The 20,517-nt window shown below is 56.5% G+C and carries 18 protein-coding genes and 1 tRNA gene; 4 read left to right on the forward strand and 15 right to left on the reverse strand.

Going from position 1 to position 20,517, the window contains the following annotated elements; translation table 11 throughout:
* Positions 1-383: 383 nt before the first annotated feature.
* The 3 genes from ABO_RS12915 to glnK form a co-directional block, all read right to left on the reverse strand.
* Positions 384-1,580: a class I SAM-dependent rRNA methyltransferase gene (locus tag ABO_RS12915; protein ID WP_041705123.1), complete on the reverse strand. Its 1,197-nt coding sequence runs from the start codon at positions 1,578-1,580 to the stop codon at positions 384-386.
* A 226-nt stretch (positions 1,581-1,806) separates the two neighbouring features.
* Complete coding sequence (locus tag ABO_RS12920; RefSeq protein WP_011589801.1) at positions 1,807-3,054, reverse strand: ammonium transporter; 1,248 nt, start codon at positions 3,052-3,054, stop codon at positions 1,807-1,809.
* Positions 3,055-3,127: 73 nt separating this feature from the next.
* Positions 3,128-3,466 carry a P-II family nitrogen regulator gene (gene glnK, locus ABO_RS12925; protein ID WP_008930504.1) on the reverse strand — a complete coding sequence of 113 codons (339 nt, stop codon included), beginning with the start codon at positions 3,464-3,466 and terminating at the stop codon, positions 3,128-3,130.
* Between the two features lie 311 nt (positions 3,467-3,777).
* Between glnK and ABO_RS12930 the strand changes: the two genes are divergently transcribed.
* Positions 3,778-4,026 (forward strand): accessory factor UbiK family protein, encoded by a 249-nt coding sequence (locus ABO_RS12930; RefSeq protein WP_011589802.1) that lies wholly within the window; start codon positions 3,778-3,780, stop codon positions 4,024-4,026.
* A gap of 167 nt (positions 4,027-4,193) precedes the next feature.
* A complete protein-coding gene (locus tag ABO_RS12935; RefSeq protein ID WP_011589803.1) occupies positions 4,194-5,690 on the forward strand; it encodes a YifB family Mg chelatase-like AAA ATPase in 1,497 nt (498 codons plus the stop codon).
* 113 nt (positions 5,691-5,803) lie between these two features.
* On the opposite strand, the gene ABO_RS12940 is transcribed toward ABO_RS12935, so the two are convergent.
* From ABO_RS12940 to ABO_RS12960, 5 genes are all read right to left on the reverse strand, one after another.
* Positions 5,804-7,003: an acyl-CoA dehydrogenase family protein gene (locus ABO_RS12940; RefSeq protein WP_011589804.1), complete on the reverse strand. Its 1,200-nt coding sequence runs from the start codon at positions 7,001-7,003 to the stop codon at positions 5,804-5,806.
* Positions 7,004-7,081: 78 nt separating this feature from the next.
* A complete protein-coding gene (locus ABO_RS12945; protein WP_011589805.1) occupies positions 7,082-7,837 on the reverse strand; it encodes an SDR family NAD(P)-dependent oxidoreductase in 756 nt (251 codons plus the stop codon).
* 64 nt (positions 7,838-7,901) lie between these two features.
* Positions 7,902-8,390, reverse strand: coding sequence for an NUDIX hydrolase (locus tag ABO_RS12950; RefSeq protein ID WP_035460021.1), 489 nt, complete (start codon positions 8,388-8,390; stop codon positions 7,902-7,904).
* A gap of 215 nt (positions 8,391-8,605) precedes the next feature.
* On the reverse strand, positions 8,606-9,652 hold the full coding sequence (locus ABO_RS12955; protein WP_011589807.1) for an AraC family transcriptional regulator: 1,047 nt from the start codon (positions 9,650-9,652) through the stop codon (positions 8,606-8,608).
* Between the two features lie 531 nt (positions 9,653-10,183).
* On the reverse strand, positions 10,184-10,873 hold the full coding sequence (locus ABO_RS12960) for a pseudouridine synthase (protein WP_011589808.1): 690 nt from the start codon (positions 10,871-10,873) through the stop codon (positions 10,184-10,186).
* 110 nt (positions 10,874-10,983) lie between these two features.
* Between ABO_RS12960 and rep the strand changes: the two genes are divergently transcribed.
* Positions 10,984-13,005, forward strand: coding sequence for a DNA helicase Rep (rep, locus tag ABO_RS12965; protein ID WP_011589809.1), 2,022 nt, complete (start codon positions 10,984-10,986; stop codon positions 13,003-13,005).
* A 154-nt stretch (positions 13,006-13,159) separates the two neighbouring features.
* On the opposite strand, the gene ABO_RS12970 is transcribed toward rep, so the two are convergent.
* From ABO_RS12970 to ABO_RS12995, 6 genes are all read right to left on the reverse strand, one after another.
* The gene (locus tag ABO_RS12970; RefSeq protein ID WP_011589810.1) at positions 13,160-13,519 is read right to left on the reverse strand and encodes a c-type cytochrome; all 360 of its coding nucleotides are present in this window, start codon (positions 13,517-13,519) and stop codon (positions 13,160-13,162) included.
* A 5-nt stretch (positions 13,520-13,524) separates the two neighbouring features.
* Positions 13,525-13,983, reverse strand: a complete 459-nt coding sequence (locus ABO_RS12975) for a c-type cytochrome (protein ID WP_035460154.1) — start codon at positions 13,981-13,983, stop codon at positions 13,525-13,527.
* Between the two features lie 266 nt (positions 13,984-14,249).
* Positions 14,250-16,844, reverse strand: a complete 2,595-nt coding sequence (locus tag ABO_RS12980) for a CHASE2 domain-containing protein (protein WP_011589812.1) — start codon at positions 16,842-16,844, stop codon at positions 14,250-14,252.
* A 3-nt stretch (positions 16,845-16,847) separates the two neighbouring features.
* Positions 16,848-17,942 (reverse strand): FecR domain-containing protein, encoded by a 1,095-nt coding sequence (locus tag ABO_RS12985; RefSeq protein ID WP_011589813.1) that lies wholly within the window; start codon positions 17,940-17,942, stop codon positions 16,848-16,850.
* A gap of 10 nt (positions 17,943-17,952) precedes the next feature.
* Positions 17,953-18,642: a response regulator transcription factor gene (locus tag ABO_RS12990; RefSeq protein ID WP_035460011.1), complete on the reverse strand. Its 690-nt coding sequence runs from the start codon at positions 18,640-18,642 to the stop codon at positions 17,953-17,955.
* Positions 18,643-18,793: 151 nt separating this feature from the next.
* Positions 18,794-19,123, reverse strand: coding sequence for a DMT family transporter (locus ABO_RS12995; RefSeq protein WP_011589815.1), 330 nt, complete (start codon positions 19,121-19,123; stop codon positions 18,794-18,796).
* A 240-nt stretch (positions 19,124-19,363) separates the two neighbouring features.
* Between ABO_RS12995 and ABO_RS13000 the strand changes: the two genes are divergently transcribed.
* Positions 19,364-19,440: transfer RNA gene (locus ABO_RS13000), tRNA-Arg, on the forward strand.
* A gap of 64 nt (positions 19,441-19,504) precedes the next feature.
* Here the strand turns inward: ABO_RS13000 and ABO_RS13005 are convergent.
* The gene (locus tag ABO_RS13005) at positions 19,505-20,515 is read right to left on the reverse strand and encodes an AraC family transcriptional regulator (protein WP_011589816.1); all 1,011 of its coding nucleotides are present in this window, start codon (positions 20,513-20,515) and stop codon (positions 19,505-19,507) included.
* Positions 20,516-20,517: the final 2 nt, after the last annotated feature.

The raw sequence follows: 20,517 nt of genomic DNA on the forward strand, positions 1-20,517 counted from the left end.
GCCCGCTAGTCCAGCAGGATAAATGATTGCATCCTATCACCGAAGAATTAGCCGCCTTCGGAAAGGCCTGATCGCTGGGGCCGCGGGTGCCGGTTGTCGCGCAGGCCCGTTTCGCTATGTGCGGGAAATTAATGCGGGGGGGCGTCGTGTTAAAACGTGTCTGGAGGTGGGCCGCATCAGCGTGAATGGTGTCGACATGATCTCCTAGAATGACGACGGAAAAACGGGAGCAAAAGAACAGCGCCGGGCACAAAAAGTGCCAAGTATGGCCATAAGAATGACCGCGCACTGGGTGCTGGCCTGTGACGGGCTCAGATCATCATACCCAACCATCAACGCCGTGACTTTCAGGAACAGCGCGCGAAATCCAGCCGTAGAGACGGCTAAAGACTGAACAACACGCGGCAGAACCAGGTTTTCAGGTAGGCGGTTTCTGCAATGGCCGGGTGCACAGGATGGTCCGGCCCTTGCCCCTCATAACCCACCACCTGAATACTGCGGTCAATATGGCGAGCGCTGCTATGCACCACCTCAAGCAAGCGCTCTGCAGGCATATGCATAGAACAAGAGGCTGATACCAGGTACCCACCCGGCTTTACTAATCGCATGGCCAGCTCATTAATGGCGTGGTAACCGGCCAAGCCGTTCTTGAAATCTTTCTTGCGCTTGATAAACGCTGGCGGATCCAGAACTACCAAATCGTATTTTTCACCGTCAGCGATCAATTGCTTCATAGCCGCAAAAGCATCGCCCTGAATGCTCCCCACGGTATCGGCAACACCGTTCAGCTGCGCATTACGGTGCACATAATCCGTGGCGATTTCGGAACCATCCACACACGTCACCGATTCCGCCCCGGCCAATGCCGCTTGCACGCCCCAACCGCCACAATAACTGAACACATCCAACACACGAGCACCTTTGGCCAGCGCCTGCATTTTCTGGCGAGCAGCTCGGTGGTCATAGAACCAGCCGGTCTTTTGCCCTTCCGCTAAGGGCGCCACAAAAGCCGCACCATTTTCAGTGAGGCTGATTTCATCCAACAACTCGCCTTTCAACGCCTTGGTATAACGGTCTAAGCCTTCAAATTCACGGGCAACGGCTTCGTTCTTGGCGATAATATGGGTTGGCGCCAGCACCGCATCCAGGGCACTAACAATCACGTCAAGGTGGGCTTCCATGGCACCGGAACCGGTCTGCACCACCAGCACATCGTTGAAGCGATCCACCACTAGGCCGGGTAGACCATCTGCTTCGCCGTAAATCAACCGGTAGCAGGCATCGTCAAACAGTTGTTCCCGCAAGGTCAGCGCTTGCTCAATACGCTTTTTGAAAAAGCTACGCGACAGCGCCTGCTTCACATCACGGCTATACAGACGCGCCGCAATCAATGAATGCGGGCTAAGCAGGGCGCGCCCCAACGGTTTGCCACGGCTATCTTCCAGTACACAAGTACCGGCAGACAAATCCTTAAGCGGGGTATGTCGGGTATCAATCTCGTTGGCATAAACCCACAAGTGGCCCGCTTTCAGGCGACGTTCTTCATTTTTACGCAGGCGAATAACGGTTGGTTCAGTCATGGTGCACACATACTGCTGGCCGGAAAGGGAGCGATGATAGCATAGGGGAGGAATGGCACGGTCAACCACTGCGCAGTGCTGCGCACAAAAACACAAAGCGGCACTGGCAAGAAACGCCTATAGCCGCATTGTAGAAAACGCAAAAATCCGCCACTCACAAAAAAGCCCCGACCAACCGGCCGGGGCTTTTTTGTTGCATGACGCGTGTTGCTTGCTGCGCCTCTTATTAACCCTTAACAAACTCAGGGTAGGCTTCCATACCGCAGTCCGCGATATCCATGCCTTCGTACTCTTCTTCCTCGCTAACGCGGATACCCATTACCACTTTCAGGATGCCCCATACCACCAGGCTTGCAACGAACACCCAAGCAAAGATAGTCACTGCACCGATCAGCTGACCAGAGAAGCTTGCGCCACCATCGTCGGTCAGCGGGTTGGTGATCGGAACCAGCATCAAGCCGAGGAAACCAACTACACCATGCACGGAGATCGCACCCACCGGATCATCGATCTTCATCTTGTCCAGAGTCAGGATGCTAAATACAACCAGCACGCCACCCAAGGCACCGAACAGGGTTGCCTGCAAAGCAGTCGGGGTAGAGGGCTCCGCAGTGATCGCCACCAGCCCTGCCAAGGCGCCGTTAAGCAGCATGGTCAGGTCGGCTTTGCCGAACAAGATGCGACCAACAATCAGCGCAGCAATGGCACCACCGGCAGCAGCCGCGTTAGTGTTCATGAACACAACCGCCACCGCGTTGGAGTCACCGACACTGGACGTTGCCAGCACAGAGCCACCATTGAAACCGAACCAGCCCAACCACAGGATGAAGGTACCCAGTGCGGCCAATGGCAGGTTAGAACCCGGGATGGCGTGTACTTCACCGTTCGGGCCATATTTGCCTTTTCGTGCGCCCAACAGCAGAACACCAGCCAAGGCAGCAGCCGCACCCGCCATGTGAACGATGCCGGAACCGGCGAAGTCAGAGAAGCCCTGGTCGCCCAAGTTATACAAACCGAACACATCCGCACCACCCCACGTCCAGGAGCCTTCCAGCGGATAGATAATGCCGGTCATAACAACCGCGAAGATCAAGAATGCCCACAACTTCATCCGTTCTGCCACCGCACCAGATACGATGGACATGGCCGTTGCGACAAACACAACCTGGAAGAAGAAATCAGCAGATGGTGCGTAGGTAGCCGCTTCTTCTGCGCCAGCAACCCCGTCGCCCACAATCCCAGAAAGGAAAATAGCACCGTCATACATGATCGCGTAACCGCACACCATGTACATGATGCTGGCGATGGCAAACAGGGCCACGTTTTTGGTGAGAATTTCCGTGGTGTTCTTGGCGCGCACCAGGCCCGCTTCGAGCATGGCAAAGCCGGCAGCCATCCACATAACTAGCGCGCCACAGATAAGGAAATAAAACGTATCCAGCGCGTATTTCAATTCAAAAATTTGGTTTTCCACAATGCAACCCTCCGAAAATGGAAGCGTGTTCTCTTAAAGCCCTGGCATGGGTCAATTCAAAACACGGTAAAACTTAAATCGCGTCCTCGCCGGTTTCACCGGTACGGATGCGAATCGCTTGCTCAAGGGAGGTAACGAAGATTTTGCCGTCACCAATTTTGCCGGTATTAGCGGCTTTCGCGATGGCTTCAATCACTTGGTCCAAGCTCGACTCGGCGATGGCCACTTCGATTTTTACCTTGGGCAAGAAATCCACCACGTACTCGGCACCCCGGTACAGCTCGGTGTGACCTTTCTGACGCCCAAAGCCTTTCACTTCAGTAACAGTGATGCCCTGCACGCCAATCTCGGAGAGTGCTTCACGCACGTCATCCAATTTGAACGGCTTAATTACGGCAGTAACCAATTTCATTTTTTTCTCCTCAGCTTTCACCGCGTCCGGTGACGTCCGTTTCTCTTCGAGCCCCGTTATGGTTCCCGATCCACATCTTGCGCGAACGCTCTGACCCAATTAGTGCACGACCCATGCCAGTTTTAAAAAATCATGCTTTATCAGTCACTTGCATCACAGCCTGGATTCATCATCCAGCCCAAGCGCGCCATTATAGCGCACCACAATGGGGCAGGATCCAGGTTGGTGCAGAATGTCTGCCTGAGCAACCCGGTGCCTCACCCCCGCACACCGTGCTACCATCCGCGCATCATTACAAGGACGCCGTTGTTATGCCTGATCAACCCTTCATCGACCGCCTTATGGCCGACATCAGCCGCCGCCTGCCTACTGACCTGGGCGGGTTGCGTAGCGAAGTAGAACGCAACGTACGCGGCGTGCTGGCAGAAACCGTCAGCCGGCTGGATCTGATTACCCGTGAAGAGTTCGATATCCAGCAGCAAGTATTGCTGCGCACCCGCGAAAAACTGGAAGCGCTGGAGAAACAGGTAGCCGAACTGGAAAAAGCACAGGACGCCTGAACTACAGCACACTTTCACTGTGGAAGCTTGCCTGCAAGCGCCCCCGGCTGCAGCCATCGCTTGGTGCGCCCAGCCCTTTTCCTACAGCCAGCATCTACACCAGCCTACAGGCACCCTGACCCCCACCCCGTACACTGCTTCACAGCCCATTGAATTTGTGAGGTATCGTGACGCATGCGCTGCTATACAGCCGGGCACCGGTAGGTATTGAAGCCCGCACCGTGCGGGTGGAAACCCATCTAGCTCCGGGTTTGCCGGCATTTACTATTGTCGGATTGGGCGATACCGCGGTACGCGAGAGCCGCGACCGAGTACGCTCTGCGCTGGTTAACAGCGGCTTCGATTTTCCCCAGCGGCGCATCACCGTGAGCTTGGCACCGGCGGATTTACCCAAGGACGGCGGTCGCTTCGACCTACCCATCGCGCTGGGTATTTTGCTGGCCAGCGGCCAATTGGGTCGCATCGACACAGACCCATTCGAATTTATTGGCGAACTCTCCCTGAACGGTTCCCTTAGCCCGGTCCCGGCTATGCTTCCCTGTGCCCTGGCTTGCCAATCCACCGGCCGCACCCTGATCGTCCCCCGTGACAACGCCGACGAAGCGGCCCTCGCCGGGGCCGGCACCATCGCCGCCGACCAACTCGCACACGTTGCTGCCCACCTGGCCGGGCAAACGCCGTTGCCGCTGCACCACTGTGACGCGCCACTGGCTGGGGTCTATCAAGGTGGCTGCCTCTCGGAGATCCGCGGCCAAGCCCACGCTAAACGGGTGCTGGAGATTGCCGCAGCTGGCGGACATTCCATGTTGCTCTGCGGACCGCCTGGTGCCGGCAAGAGCATGCTGGCATCCCGCTTACCCGGGCTGGTGCCGCCACTGAACCCGAACCAGGCACTGGAAGTGGCCGCGATTTACTCTCTACGCCAGCCTCGTGACAGCAGCCTGTTTCATCAACGGCCTTACCGAGCCCCGCACCACACCGCGTCAGCAACCGCACTGGTAGGCGGCGGCAGCTACCCGCGACCAGGTGAAATATCCTTGGCCCACCACGGCATTCTGTTTCTGGATGAATTACCGGAATTCGACCGACGGGTATTGGAGGTCTTGCGCGAACCGCTGGAAACCGGTGAAGTCAGCATTGCCCGCGCCGCCCAGCAGCTCACCTTCCCTGCCCGCTTCCAGTTGATTGCGGCGATGAACCCATGCCCCTGTGGTTATTTGGGTGATCCTGAAAAAAGTTGTGGCTACCGCTGTGAAAAAGCCAAACGCTATCAGAGCAAACTGTCCGGCCCGTTGCTGGATCGCATTGATCTGCACCTGGACGTGCCCGCCGTGGATGCCAGCGAACTTCTAGGAGATAAGCAGGGAGAGGCCAGCCACACGGTCCGCGAACGGGTTAAAGAAGCTTGGCGCCTGCAATGGTTGCGGCAAAAGCAACTGAACCGAGAACTAAAAAACGACCAGTTGGAGCCTATGCTGCGCTCTCACCGTGATTGGTTAGCCGGCGTCATGCAGCGGCTGGGGTTGTCCGCTCGTGCCCTGCACCGCAGTGCACGGGTGGCGCGAACCATTGCCGACCTGCAGGGTAGCGACAACGTGGAGCGGGACCACCTTCGCGAAGCGCTAAGTTACCGGCAAAACCTTCAGCAAAAACAGAGCTCCTAACGCCCCTTTACGAAACGTCGCTACCGTACTGACGGCCAAAGCAGAAATTTTCTGCGATGGTTAACCACAACGCCACAACCGCAAGCGACGCGCATAGCAAACACACAGCGGCCCTACACTCGCCACTTAAAGAAATCACGCTTCTCTTTCAAATACAGACGCGAGAGCACCATTTTGTGCACTTCGCTAGCGCCATCTACCAGGCGCGCCTGGCGAGCGTAGCGATAGATCCACTCCAGCAGCGTATCCTTGGAATAACCACGGGCTCCACATAATTGAATCGCCGTATCTGCCGCTTTATGTAATGTGTCCGCCACATGAATTTTTGCCATGGCAATTTCTTTCTTGGCAAAGTCTCCTTGATCCAGCATCCAGGCCGCTTGCATGGTTAACAGCCGGCCCACTTCGATTTCCTTGGCCACGTCGCCCAGCATCCATTGCACGCCTTCGTGTTCAGCAAGGGTGGTGCCGAAGCTCATGCGATTTTCTACATAACTGGCCGCTTCTTCCATGCAACGCTTGGCCAACCCCAGCCAGCGCATGCAGTGGGTCAGCCGCGCCGTGCCAAGCCGAATCTGGGTGACTTTCAAACCATCGCCCACGTCCAGTAAACGGTTTTTATCTGGGATGACCAAGCCATCGAATTTCAATTCGCAGTGGCCGCCGTGTTCCTCCGGCCCCATGATGGGAATGCGACGTACCACTTCCCAACCGGGCTGATCCGCATCGAATAAAAACGCAGTAAGCCCCTTGCGTGGGTCATCGCTGGTCTTGGCTATCAGGATAAACGTCTGCGCGCCTTCCGCGCCTGTGATAAACCATTTGCGCCCCTTGATGATCCAGTTATCACCGTCCTTGGTCGCCGAGGTGTAGGTCAACGAAGGGTCTGAACCGCAGCCACCTTCGGGTTCGGTCATGGCAAAAGCGGAACGTACCTTGCCGTCGATCATCGGCTGCAACCAACGCTCTTTCTGTTCATTATTGAGAATCTTGTTCAACATAATCATGGTGCCGTCGTCCGGCGGTGCGCAGTTAAACACAACCGGCCCAAACGGGCTGCGGGCGGCCTCTTCATACAGCACCGCCATGCCTGACACATTCACTCCCAGGCCACCGCGTTCTTTCGGTAACTGAAAACCCCACAGGCCCGCAGCTTTGGCTTTGTCGCGCAGAGCATCGACAACACTTTCCTTGAAGTTCTCATGGCCGTCGTAATTGGTCTTGTCGTTTTCTAGCGGCATGATTTCCGCTTCTACAAAGATGGCCACGCGCTGGCGCAAGCTTTCCAGTTCCTGACCCAGGGAAAAATCCATGATCATTCCTTGCTACTGATTGAAAAAAGCGCCGCTTTACCCGCAACGACGATTGCCGCGGCTAGCGGTAGGCGAGCATTAAAGAGTAGTACAAAGGTGGCCACCGTCTACGGCAATAATGGCACCACTCATGTAAGAAGACGCATCCGAGGCCAGCAATAACAACGGACCAACCAGTTCATCGATATTGCCCAACCGACGAAAAGGAATACGCTTAAGCATTTTCTCCGCCTGCGGGCTGCTAAAGAAATCACGATTGATATCGGTTTCCACATACCCAGGACAAATGGCATTGCAGCGAATGTTGTAGCGCGCACAATCTAGCGCCAGGGATTTGGTGAGCTGAACCACCGCTGCCTTGGAAGCGGTATAGGCCGCCACACGGCCGCCTACTCGCAAGCCAAGAATGGACGCGATATTCACGATGCTGCCTGGACGCTCATCGCGTTGCCATTGCTGAATGGCAAATTTGGAGACCGCCCAGACGCCTTTCAGATTGGTATCGATCACTCGATCCCACTCACTTTCGGCAATATTCTCGGTGGGACCTTCGTGGGAGACGCCGGCATTATTCACCACCACATCCAGTGCTGGCATGCAGCCAAAAGCCGCCTCGACGCTAGCGTGATCGCTTACATCCATGGGCACCACGATGGCGTCTCGGCCCTGTTCACGCACGGCCTTGGCGGTATCTTCCAATTTATCTACACGACGAGCGGCCAGGACAAGGTCTGCGCCTTCTTCGGCCAGAGCCCTAGCAAAATGGGCGCCAAAGCCGCTGGAGGCCCCGGTGATGAGAATACGTTTACCGCGCACACTGAATCGCTGAGTCATAAAGCTCCCCCTGTTGATACAAAAACCTATCCAGCCAGACACCCGGCCACAAGGACGAAAACGCTCAGGAGGACGATGACAACAGCAAGGACAGCGCGTGGCGAGTATCCGGAGTGGCACCGGGCAACGCCAGCGCTTCACAGGCTGGCAGCCACTGTACGGCGACCACTTCGTCACTGAGGGACACCGCCTCAGGGCAGGCTACCGTTGATGACAGGGCGCCCCAGACGCGGTGATGAGGATTGGCAAACCAGAACCATTGCCAGCAAGAAAACTGGCGCTGCAGACCCAACTCTTCGTGCAACTCTCGCGACAACCCTTGAGCCACGCTTTCATCCGGGCGCATTACCCCACCGGCGGCCAAATCCCAGCCACCGGGATAGAAGTGCTTGTCTGCTGCCCGTTTCTGCACGCATACCCTTCCTGCTAGATCTGTCACCACCACATAGGACGCACGATGAATCAACCTCTGACGCTGCATGCGCCCACGCTGACAACTGCCGCGGGGGTGGTTATGCCGGGAAACCAGCAGAACGGGTTCGTGATGACTCATGGGTTGTTTTCTTGCTGACAAGGACGGGAACACTAGCGTTATGGCGCGGGGATTGCCAGATGAGGAACGCTGTACGCAACAACACTGGACTGCCCCCATCATTTGGAACGCCGTGCCCACGGCATATCACAAACGATGATGGCGTGGGGCGGGCATGGGCCGAGCATGACTCACCACCCCCTTCGTATTGTTGCTAAAGATCGCCACTGGAAACGTTAAGGCTGGAAGTGACTCGGTGGGTGACCGGTCCATTTACGGAAGGCACGGGCGAAGTTGCTAGGATCCGCGTAGCCTAAGCGGCTGGCGACCTGTTGCACGGTAATGTTCGCCTTCAGGTACGCCATGGCTTTGGTCATACGCACTTCCTCCAACAAGGAACGGTAGCTCACACCAAGTGCATTCAAATAACGGCGCAGGGTCCGCGAGGTGACATGAAAATTACCCGCCAGTTGCTCCAAGCTGGGCAACATACCTTCCGCCTGCATCAAGCGTGCATACACCCGGCTAGCCCAGTCCTGGTCCGCCTCCAGACGCCGAAGCTCTTGCTCGCATTTCTGCGCAGCCATGTGCCGCGATGCCGGGTCGGACAAGGTGAACGGTTCGTTGAGCAAGGAATGCGGTAACCGCAGGGCGGCCACCTCAGCACCAAACTCCACCGGCATCTCCAACAGCTCACGGTATCGGTCTGCATGGGCCGGCGGCGCATAGGGCAGCTCCAGTACAACACCGCGGAAACGCTCACCCAGCAGGTAGCGAATCCCGCCCACGACTGCCGCAACCACCACTTCCAGGTAGGTTTCGCGAATATCGCCCAATAGCACACTTTCCAGAAGGCAGAAGCGAACCCCCTCGGTGGAGGACTCAATGCGCGGCACACACAAGCGAGTACGAGTCCGGAAATAACGCTCCAGCAAACGCAAAGCATCACCCAGATCCACACTGCTGATAGCTGCATAGCCCAGTAGGCCGTGGGCTGTGAGCGTGAGCTGTTGACCCAACACCAGACCCAACGCCGGGTTGCCGGTCATTTCCCGGGCCCCCACCATCACTTGGCGGAACTGCTCAAAACGCAGTGTCGGTTCCGGGTTATAGATAGCCTCTTCGGTCAACCCCACCTCACGCAGTAAACGCCGGGTGTCCACCCCCACCTCGCTGATCAGTTCGAGCAGATTGCGAACGTAGTTCACCGGCACCGGCGAACGGCCAGTGCCCGGATCAAGCTGAATAAAACGATAGCGGTTCATGGAGCCATTATACGCCACTTCTCCACCTGTCCGAAAATGACCGAAAGCTGTCTAGCCTTGCAGTTCGCGACAGCCCTTCTCTGTCTCTCTGACAATCCCTTTGCTGTAAATATCCCTATCGCAGATATCCAAGGGCAACGCGAGACAACGGGATCATCTACTTACAATCGCCAGGTTCGGCACCGATAATGCCCGCACCCTTTGTGATGTAGCAAAGAAGGGCCTCGGCCCCGCCACCTTCACGTCACGCCCACTGCATGACCTATGGTTCCTGCCCTGGGCAGCATTATCATCACCCGCATTACGACCATTGAGGTGATGGGCCGCCTTGGGGAGCGACCAAACGCCGTGGGCGTATAACGATGCCCACGCCCTAGTAAACCCGCTAAGCATTGAGCGCCGTGGACGTAATGCCGTTGCGTAGACCGTTGAAAGAAAGACATGTGGCTTGGCTCAAAGAATAAAAACGCAGGAAAAAATACCGGCAAAACATCTCCGCCTTTTCGCTTTTCCTATCAGCGCACTACCGGCACACCAGCAAAAATAGCGTCAGATACTCTCGACCTCGTCCTCAGTCAGCGCGCGATATTCCCCCGGCGCCAGAGCCGCATCCAGCTGAATCTCGCCGATCTGCTCCCGGTGCAACCCAAGCACTTTGTTACCACAGGCGGCCAACATGCGTTTAACCTGATGGTAACGCCCTTCCCGAATGGTCAGCAGCAAGCAAGCCTCATCCAACCGTTCCACCTGTGCTGGCAAAGTAGGCTTGTCTTCCCCGCGTAGCAAAACGCCCTCACGCAGCGCCTGCATATCCTCATCACTGACCGGGTCCGCACACTGCACCCGGTAACGCTTGCCGCAGGCATGGTTGGGAGAGGTAAGCCGATGGGACCACTGCCCATCGGAGGTGAGCAACACCAGGCCGGTGGTATCCCGGTCCAACCGGCCGGCCGGATGCACCTGAGCGCGCAGTTCTGGCGGCAGCAAATCCAGCACGGTGCGGTGGCCAGGATCCTCCGTGGAGCAGACCACATCCACAGGCTTGTGGAGCATCAGATAACGGTGTCCCGGCGGCTGCACCCGCTCACCGTGAACGGTCACCGCCTGATCCGGGCGCAACTGCAAATTGGCTTTGGGCTTGGCCTCCCCCTCCACCGTCACCGCACCACGGCTGATCAGCTGTTTGGCCTCCTTGCGAGTCAGGCCGGCACTGTGGGCAAGAAAATAGTCCAAACGCATGGGCAAAAAACCGTTACCAGTAAAACCGCCATGATAACCGACATAAGGTGCCGCGAGGGCATCACTGGTATCATAGCGGCCCGATTCCCGCCCAGAGTTACCGGAGCCCTATGAGCAAGCTTAACCCCCGCCAGCAGGAAGCCGTGGACTACGCGGACGGCCCTCTGTTAGTGCTGGCCGGTGCGGGCTCCGGCAAAACCAGCGTGATCACCCGTAAGATCGCTTGGCTGATCCAGGAGCGGGGCATTCCGGCACGCCATATTGCAGCGGTGACCTTTACCAACAAGGCTTCGCGGGAGATGAAAGAGCGGGTGCAACAGCTGGTCAGCCGTGACCTGACCCGGGGGCTGATTGTTTCCACCTTCCATAACCTGGGCTTGCGCATCCTCAAATCCGAGTTAAAAGCCTGCGGGCTGCGCAACGGTTTCTCCATTCTGGACGGGGCGGACAGCAAGGAAATCCTCAAGGAAATTCTTCGCCAAGGTGAATCGGAACGGGACCTGGACGCGGTGGATGTGATCCACAAACGCATTTCCAGCTGGAAAAACGCCCTGGTGCTACCCGAACAAGCAGTGAGCACTGCCGAAACCGACGAAGACCTGCGCGCAGCCATGGCCTACAGTGGCTATGATCGTATGCTGCGGGTGTGTAATGCGGTGGACTTCGACGACCTGATCCTGATGCCCGCGCGCATGTTCCACGAGCAGCCACGCATTCTGGAAAAGTGGCGCAACCGTATTCAGTACCTGCTGGTGGATGAATACCAGGATACCAACGGTGCTCAGTATGAAATGGTGAAAATGCTCACCCTACCGGAGGGCAAATTCACCGTGGTGGGCGATGACGACCAGTCCATCTATGCCTGGCGCGGCGCCCGCCCGGAAAACCTGGCGCAGCTACAGGAAGACTGGCCGACCCTGAAGGTGGTGAAGCTGGAACAGAATTACCGTTCCACCGGGCGCATTCTTAAAGCCGCCAACACCGTCATCGCCAACAATCCCCACGAATTCGAGAAAAGCCTGTGGTCCGATTATGGTTACGGCGAACCGATCCGCTTTTCTGCTCTACGCGATGAAGAGGCTGAAACCGAATGGATCGCCAGCGACATCTTTCACCGTCGCCTACAGAAAGGGTTGCAGTGGAAAGACTTTGCCGTACTTTACCGTGGCAATTTCCAATCGCGTATTTTGGAAATGAAACTGCAAAGTCTGTCGATTCCCTACAAGGTATCCGGTGGCAAAAGTTTCTTCTCCCGCAGCGAAATTAAAGACCTGATGTGCTACTTGCGCCTGCTGGTCAATCCGGATGACGACAACGCTTTTCTACGTATCATCAACACGCCACGCCGGGAAATTGGCCCCGCCACACTGGAAAAACTGGCCACCTGGGCACTCAAGCGCGAGCAGGGTTTGTACCACGTGTGTGATGACTTCGCGCTCAGTGAGGTCATGAACCCGAAAGCCGCCGAGAAGCTACAAAAGTTCAAGGCTTGGCTCGATGCCAAGCGGCAATTCTGCTTCGGCCAGAACAGCTTGCAAGCGGTGCAAGAACTCATCACCGACATGGATTATGAAGGTTGGTTGATGCAGAACGCCTCCAGCCCACGTATCGGCGAAAAGAATATCGAAAATATCTGGCAACTGGTGCGCAGCATTGAGCGCATGCTGGAAAAACAGGAAGACGACGAAGAAGGCGCCAGCGATCTGGAATCGGTGATCAAGAAGCTGGTGCTACTGGACATGCTCGAACAGCAGCAAGAAGAAGACGACTCCGACCGGGTGCAACTGATGACCCTGCACGCCTCCAAGGGTCTGGAATTTCCCCACGTCTACATGATGGGGGTGGAAGAAGAGTTCCTGCCCCACCGCACCAGCATTGAAGAAGACAACATCGTCGAAGAGCGCCGCCTCATGTACGTGGGCATCACCCGCGCCCGAGAAACCCTGGCCATGACTCAGGCGCTGACGCGCAAACAATACGGCGAGCGAATCGACACCACTGCCAGCCGCTTCGTGGATGAAATGCCGCAAGATGACATCGACTATCTGGGCATCGGCATTCAGAAAGATGAAGCCAAAGAAGCGGAAGTGGCCGAAGCCAGCATTGCTAATCTTCGGGCGTTACTGGATTAGGTAACGCGGCACTGACACGGCAACACGAGCACGTTCTTTTTGTGCCAAATGCAAAGAGGCCGCGTTCCCGTCCGGGGCGCGGCCTCTTTGCAATATAAAAAAGACAAACTATTTCGCGTTGTTGTGCGAAGCATATCGCGTGCGGCGTCTTTTCTTACTTTGCCCCACTTTTGTTCAGCATATAGATCACCGTGCTGCGAATTTCGTCGTCGCTACAGTCAAAGCAGCCACCGCGAGGCGGCATCGAGTTGAAGCCATTGATAGCATCTAGGACCAGGGCGTCGAAACCGTCTTCTTCGATTTCATGGGACCAGTAGGGTCGATGCTCCTTACCTACACCGGGAGCCCCCAAGGCGCCAGAGCCGTGACAGGTAACACAGTATTGGCGATATAACTGCGCCCCGTCGCGGGCCTGTTGAGCAGGCCCATTAGCCGGGGCGCTATCATCGGAACAGCCGGCCAGCCACAACACTGGCAACACCATTGCGATTGAGTACCAGTAGAGTTTCTGCAAAGCCGCTACTGACTCTTGCTAACCATGTACTCGATGGCAGCGTTGATTTCATCGTCAGAGCAGTCCATGCACATCCCTTTAGGAGGCATGGCGTTAATACCATTGATAGCATTCTTGAGCATGGTGGCTTCACCTTTGGCAATGCGCGGTGCCCAGGAAGCGGCGTCACCCATTTTTGGGGCGCCAGCAGCACCGGTACCGTGACAGGCGGCACAGGAACCGTTGTAGACTTGCTCACCGGAACGAGGGCCGCTGGCCACTTCTTCTGCCGGAGCTGCAGCGCTGCCACACTCGTCTCCTTCTACACACACAGAGCCCACCGGCTTGATGCGCTCTTCAATGGCGCGATCACTAAAAACAGAGCGCTCACCTAGTGGGTAGGGAGAAATTTCCTTGGTGCTCTTGGCAGCCACGCTACCGGCGGCAAACAGGGTAGCGACCAGTACCAGGCTGGCGGTTAGCATCTTTTTCACGATTACACCTCTAATTCTCTGTGATTCGCCGCGGAGGCCCTAAACGGCCCCTTATGGGCGCTGCGGCTGGCGATTATACCCGCTCAAGGCGTAGGGACAAAACGCTTGATGTTACAGCGAACGATGAATGCAAAACTGCCGCCCCCGTTAGAGACAAGCGGCTGTTCAGTAAAGCGCTCGATAAGGCTCCGCCCGAGCCTCTATGACAACAGAAAGATCACCCGTCGAGCCACCGCAACGCAGCGATTCGGGGAGTATCAGGTCAGCTCAACACGCGGTAAAAACAGGGTGAAGCGGCTTCCTTCGTTAACCACACTGTGAACTCGAATCTCCCCGCCATGGCGCTCAGCAACCACTTTGACGAAACGCAGACCCATGCCCGCGCCACGGGTTCGGGCGCCTCCGCTGGTACTGGCCCGGCTAAAGCGATCGAACAGTCGTTCCTGGAACTCAGGCGGAATTCCCACACCACGGTCACGCACGTCACAGGCAACCCGCTCACCATCGACATACAAGGTCACATCTACCGAGCTACCTTCATGGCTGTATTTCACCGCATTGGTCAGCAAGTTCACGACCAAGCGCTCCAGCAGCTCGTTATTACCCAGCACCCACACTTCCTGATCCGGGTCGTATTCAAAACGCAGGACGATATCACGCTGCTGGGCCTGAATGTGCACCTGATCAATCGCACTTTCTACCACATCAAGCATGTCTTGCTCGTTCATTTCCACGGAATCCACCGCTTCCACCCGCGCAAGCTGCAGGAATTGCTCAGCAATATTTAGGTTACGCCGGGCATAGTGCTCAACATTATCTAAGAACACCGGCAAATCCCGCTCTGCTCCGGAATGACGCATTTTCTCCGTTAACGCCAACACCGACACCATGGGCGAACGCAAATCGTGAGAGAGGAAATCCAGCATTTCTGAGCGGGCCCGCATGGCCAGCTTCACATCGCTAATATCCTTGAAGGAGATAATCATCATCCGCCCCGGATTATCACCTGCATGCACTAGCAGCATATCCAAGTACAGATCCGTACCCTGCCGGTTGCGGCATTCAATCTGGGTCCGCCCCTCACTGAGGGTCTGGCATAGCAGATCGTCCCAGCAGTGCTCGCGCAGTTCCAACTCCCTGTTCAGTTCCGTGACCATAGGCTGCCCGGAATCCAGCGCGCCCACTTCCAGCCCCAGTAAAAAAGCCGCCTGCGGGTTGGCATAGACAATCACCCCACAGGCATCAGCAATTACCACGCCTTCTCGAATTTGCGCCAAGGTCACCTGAAAGAAACGCGTCAGCGCCTCTTGCCGCTCTTCTTCACGACGCAACCGTTCAATATGCTTTTCCAATACTTCGTAACGTGGCCCCACATTGGGAGCCCGCGTACGGGTACGAACCAACATGGCCCGCACCCAGTAATCATAGGTATCCGCGTGTAATGCCTGTTCCCAAACCAGATCCAGCTCATAGCGCCGGCCATCATGGCGGAACCGGTATTGGCGCGCCAACTCACCTTTCCATGTGGCCGCCGGCAGGCTGTCGCCGCCCCGCAACGGCTTCTCTCCACCTAATAAGCGCCAGGAGCGCACCGGCAGCACCTGGTCCAACATACGGCTCATTTGTGCCAATGAGGAGGGCTGCGTCAGCCGTTGGTTCAAATCGCTGTATTCCGACAACCGCTCTAGGGCATTACGCATATAGGACAGCGAGTACTCCAGCCTCCGCCAAGTCCATAATGGATAGGCCATGATGGCCGATGCCATGGCCGCACTAGGCGCAAACCACAAGCGCAAAGAAATCAACGAGGCCATGCTAACCAGCAAACACAGCAACAGCACCGAAAAAACCAGCGGCATGCTCCAGCGTGGCAACACATAAGGCATCAGCAAGGGCGCCAACAGAGCCAGCACTACCCCAAGCACCAACGCACTGGGCATGGCTAAATCGCGGATGAGACGATCGGCGCGCAAGGCATCCAGCAGATTTGCATTGATCTCGACACCGGCCATTAACTCCCCCTGATCCGCCATAGGGGTGGGCAGCATGTCACCCAAGCCGGCAGCAGTAGCGCCGATGAGCACAATTTTGTCGCGAATCAATTGTTCGGGTATTCGGTTATTGAGTAGCTCGACGGCAGAAACTTGCGGATAACTATTAGGGCCGCTGACAAAAGGGATGTAACGGTGATATCGACGGACATTAGCCAGCCCAGAAAACTCTTCGCCCTTATCGGCGGGAAACACCTGTTCAGACAAAATCCCTTCTTGCACGAGCAACGTGTGGGTAATGTGTGGCCACCAAGCCTGCCCCACCCCCGAGCGCATATAGACCGACCGAGCCACACCGTCGGCATCCAGCTCCAAATCCACATGCCCCAACCCGGCTGCAGCACGAGCAAACGGTGAATAAGGCAATACTTCAATCAACTGCCCCCCTGCCCGCAATTGCTCCACATGCACGGGCAGGTACACATGCTCGTTGGCTTCCATGGCCTGCACCAAGGCCACATCAGAACCCGGGTTGTTACGGTCAGGCTCAGACAGAATCAGATCCATGAGCACAGCACGGGCACCCATTTCCGTAAGACGCTCGATCAGTTGGGCGTGGACTTCCCGATCCCAGGGCCAACGCCCAATTTCGCGCAAGCTGTATTCATCGATCCCAACGATCACCACATCCTGGGAGGGGTCGTCAGGGAGGGCTTGCAGCAGGTTGTCGTAGATATACCGATCCACAAAGGACAGCGCACCGCTGATGGTCAACAACGCACACAAGCCTACGACCAAGCAAAGCACAGATACATGCTCTGCCAAATAACGGCGTTGATCCGGGCTCAGACGATTGCGCATAAGTTATAGCGCCAAGAGTAGAGCGGCCGCACCCATGAACACCCAAACATCCCAATGCGCATCTTCTTCCTCTGGAACAGGTTCGGGCTCTATTGGCGGCGCGGGCACACTGAACGCGTGCCAGCTTTCATCACCGCGCAGGCCGTTCTCATCTACCGCCCGCACCAATAGACGGTAGTCGCCCACGGGCAGTTCTTTCTGCCAGTGCCCAGAGGAAAGGTAATCTTGATTCAGCAATCGACCTGCCGGCTGACTATAAAGCTCCAGCAGGTAAGACCGGGCCTCGGACTGGGTATGCCATGCTGCCACCACACCGGTGTGCGACGCTGTCACTTCCATGGCTGGAGCCGGCAGCAATGCCACCGGCTCAATCGGCGCTTCATCCACATGCGCCAGGGTCGCGTAGCCCCCCTCTATCTGACGCTCCGTACCACGAGCCCCCACATCCACGCGCCCTTCTATGACTTCATTTCGCGTGGTCTCGGCTCCATCCACCCCCAAGTAATACTCCGTACCCCGCACCGCGGCCACGGCACCGGGGGTGTAGACCTCAAAAGAAGCCTCGTCACTTTGGCGGGGACTGACACGGTTACGGATATTACCGCGCTGCAAACGCAGCTCGGTGCGTTCATTTTGGTGATTCAGAAAACGACGATAGCGGGTCACAACCAGCAAACTCGTCGGCTTAATATGCACTTCTGACTGATCAGCAAAACGTAGGCGGGCACTACTATTGGCGGCGGTTTCCAACGCATCACCAAAACCAACCACATCACCATTGCTCAGCCGACGAGGCTCTCCGCCGCTAGCTGGATACAACATCACTTCACCGGTGATCGCATCAACAGTGGCCGGAATGGGTTTTTCCTTCAACCAGCTCGTTGGCACCAGTAAGGTGTCGCCGGGGTGCAAAACATGAGGGTCGTCGAGGTCATTATGGCGTGCCAATTTACCCCAGCAGGTTTGTGGGGTCTGGGCGAACTGTTGGCAGACTTTCCAAAGAGAGTCGCCAGGGCGCAAGGTATAATGCCAATCATCCCCGGCCCAGGCCGTTGATAGCAGGCACAGCAGCATGGCCGTGCTCAACCAGACCCTCATAGATGTGTCCTTATTCTTCGATCGGCTCCAGACGATATCCGTGCTGGTACACCGTTTTAATTCGATAGCCTCGTTCAGGGCGAATTTGCAGGCTACGTCGAATCCGGCTGATATGCACGTCAACGGTGCGTGATTCAATCGGGGTCATGATACCCCAAACCTTCTCCAGCAAGTGCGCCCGACTCATGAGTTTGCCCACATTTTGGAACAAATAGCAGGCCAGCTCGTAATCCTTGTCAGTCAATTTAATCGCTTCTTCATCCAGCAGGATCTGACGCCGGGACCGGTCCACGGTCCACGGCCCCACATTCAGCGTGGTTTCTTCATCCATTTCCGATACCCCTGCCCGACGCCCGAGAGCGCTAATACGGGCCAGCAATTCCGCTTGCTTGGTAGGCTTCACCATATAATCATCCGCCCCTTGAGAAAGTGCGCCGACAATGGATGATTCATCATCACGCTGCGTCGCGAATAACACAGGGGTGCGATTACCGCTGGCTCGTACTTCTTCGAGCACAGCGTAGCCGTTCATGTCTGGCACTTCCCAGTCGAGCACCAAAATATCGAAGGTGTCACGACGCAGAAGGGACATAAAATCACGGCCACTGGCCATGTGAATACAGTTATGGCCAGCCTCTTTAAGCCAGTGAGTGACCAGCTCCGCCTGGGCCATGTCATCTTCGAGATAAGCAATGCGCACGGTTAAACTCCATCTGTTGCAGGCCAACATCTGCCCGCAAAGGGTACCGATGTATCAACGCGTTAGCGGGAAAAGATTGTAAAATACCCGAACGAACGATTCGGCACCACATCAGCCATCAGATCCAACCCTTACCTCACCCTCGCCTCTTTCAGGCCGGACCACTGGTCAACTTCAGGCCGACAATCCCCACCACAATCAATGCCATAAAGGCCAGCCGTGACGCATTGGCCGGATCCTTGAAGAACACGATACCGATCAGGGTAATACCCACCGCACCGAGCCCTGTCCAGATGGCGTATGCCGTGCCCACGGGAATGCCCCGCATCGCATAGGACAACATCAACATATTCAAGCCGGTGAGCACAAGTGAAGTACCAATAGAGAGCACCCCTGGGCTAAGCTGGATCCATTTGAGACTCATGGCCCAAGCGATTTCCACAATCACCGCCAGTAATAACACGACCCAATACAGATTCATCCCCACTTTCTCCAACACAAGCCCGCCCACCACATTGGCACACGGCGGACACGGGCTCGTCAGGAAAACAGCACTGCCGGAAACCCGGAAAGAGACAGCCTGCTCATGGTCAGATACCGGGACACGCTCCCGACGCGCCGATTATAGCGATCACAACACAGGATGCACCCAATCCATGGACGAGGCCGCCACAAACCGCTATCATTCGCGCCCGTTGAACCCCCAAGTTCTTCAAGTTTTGCGCCCGTAGCTCAGCTGGATAGAGCGTTGCCCTCCGGAGGCAAAGGTCAGAGGTTCGAATCCTCTCGGGCGTACCAGATAAAAAAACCTCCCATCGGGAGGTTTTTTTATGGGCTATCAAAAATCAACAGCACGCCCCCATCACTCATTTTCCCGATACGTACTTGGCGAGCAGCCCTGCCAGCGCCGGAAGGCGCGGACAAATCCGCCTGCGTCGGTGTACGCCAAGTGAGCAGCGACTTCTTCGATCTTCATGGTGGTGTTGCCCAGTAGTTGCAGGGCCAGCTGGCGGCGCTCTTCTTCGACTAAATCGCGGTAACTGGTGCCTTCCTGCTCCAGTTTGCGACGCAGGCTTCGGGTGGAAAGGGCCAGGTCGCGGGCCATATCATTGAGGCTGGCGCCCAGCCCCAACTCGCCAAGCAATTTTTGACGGACCTTGCCGGCGATACCGCTGCTTTCCACGGTATCCATACGTTGCTGACATTGCTGCTCAAGCATGCGAGTGAGGGCCGGATCGTAGCCGGAAAAGGGCCGGCTGGCACCGGCGCGGTTAACCATAATGCGGTTGGATCCAGCTCCAAATGTGGGGGCAATGCCGCACAGTGCTTTCAACGCTGCAGCATCCACATCGGGGGTGCCGGTGAACTCGATGGCTTTGAATTCAGCCCCCTGAAGGGAGATTTCCCTGGCCAGATTAAGAGAAGTGGCCATATCCCGCTCCAGCAGAAACTGGCGCAGATGGGGCGGAATGGGATCGGGGTCAAAGGTGATGCCAAAGGCATCCTCCTCTTCGCACAAAAGAATGCGGCAATAGGCCGTACTCAAAGGCAGATAGCGCACCCCAAGTGCAACAGCTTCGCGCAAGGTCTTACAGGTGCGCAGAGCAAAACCCCAAACCCCGAAGGTGGCCAAATTGTACTGCAAACCCAGCTCGAACCCGGAAGCCCCCACCTCCGGCAGGGCCAGCATCAAGTTTTCGATCAGCCGCATTTCCTGCGTGCGGGTCACCAGTCCTTCACCACTGGATAATTCGCTTTCCAAGATACCCGTGCCGAGCAGGCAGGTTTGCCGGTCAATGCCATTTCGCTGAGCGAAATTGAGCATCACCTGGCTGATGGCCACCGGGTGCAATTTGTCGTTTGATTGATGCATTA

The organism is Alcanivorax borkumensis SK2 (genome assembly GCF_000009365.1).
GTDB classification, from domain to species: domain Bacteria; phylum Pseudomonadota; class Gammaproteobacteria; order Pseudomonadales; family Alcanivoracaceae; genus Alcanivorax; species Alcanivorax borkumensis.

Excerpts from the sequence above, each read along its gene's own strand:
- ABO_RS12985 (WP_011589813.1), bottom strand. The coding sequence starts at position 17,942 with ATGAGGGTCTGGTTGAGCACGGCCATGCTGCTGTGCCTGCTATCAACG.
- ABO_RS12945 (WP_011589805.1), bottom strand. The coding sequence starts at position 7,837 with ATGACTCAGCGATTCAGTGTGCGCGGTAAACGTATTCTCATCACCGGG.
- ABO_RS13005 (WP_011589816.1), bottom strand. The coding sequence starts at position 20,515 with ATGCATCAATCAAACGACAAATTGCACCCGGTGGCCATCAGCCAGGTG.
- ABO_RS12930 (WP_011589802.1), top strand. The coding sequence starts at position 3,778 with ATGCCTGATCAACCCTTCATCGACCGCCTTATGGCCGACATCAGCCGC.
- ABO_RS12950 (WP_035460021.1), bottom strand. The coding sequence starts at position 8,390 with ATGAGTCATCACGAACCCGTTCTGCTGGTTTCCCGGCATAACCACCCC.
- ABO_RS12980 (WP_011589812.1), bottom strand. The coding sequence starts at position 16,844 with ATGCGCAATCGTCTGAGCCCGGATCAACGCCGTTATTTGGCAGAGCAT.
- ABO_RS12975 (WP_035460154.1), bottom strand. The coding sequence starts at position 13,983 with ATGCTAACCGCCAGCCTGGTACTGGTCGCTACCCTGTTTGCCGCCGGT.
- ABO_RS12960 (WP_011589808.1), bottom strand. The coding sequence starts at position 10,873 with ATGCGTTTGGACTATTTTCTTGCCCACAGTGCCGGCCTGACTCGCAAG.
- glnK (WP_008930504.1), bottom strand. The coding sequence starts at position 3,466 with ATGAAATTGGTTACTGCCGTAATTAAGCCGTTCAAATTGGATGACGTG.
- ABO_RS12915 (WP_041705123.1), bottom strand. The coding sequence starts at position 1,580 with ATGACTGAACCAACCGTTATTCGCCTGCGTAAAAATGAAGAACGTCGC.
- ABO_RS12995 (WP_011589815.1), bottom strand. The coding sequence starts at position 19,123 with ATGAATCTGTATTGGGTCGTGTTATTACTGGCGGTGATTGTGGAAATC.
- ABO_RS12940 (WP_011589804.1), bottom strand. The coding sequence starts at position 7,003 with ATGGATTTTTCCCTGGGTCAGGAACTGGAAAGCTTGCGCCAGCGCGTG.
- rep (WP_011589809.1), top strand. The coding sequence starts at position 10,984 with ATGAGCAAGCTTAACCCCCGCCAGCAGGAAGCCGTGGACTACGCGGAC.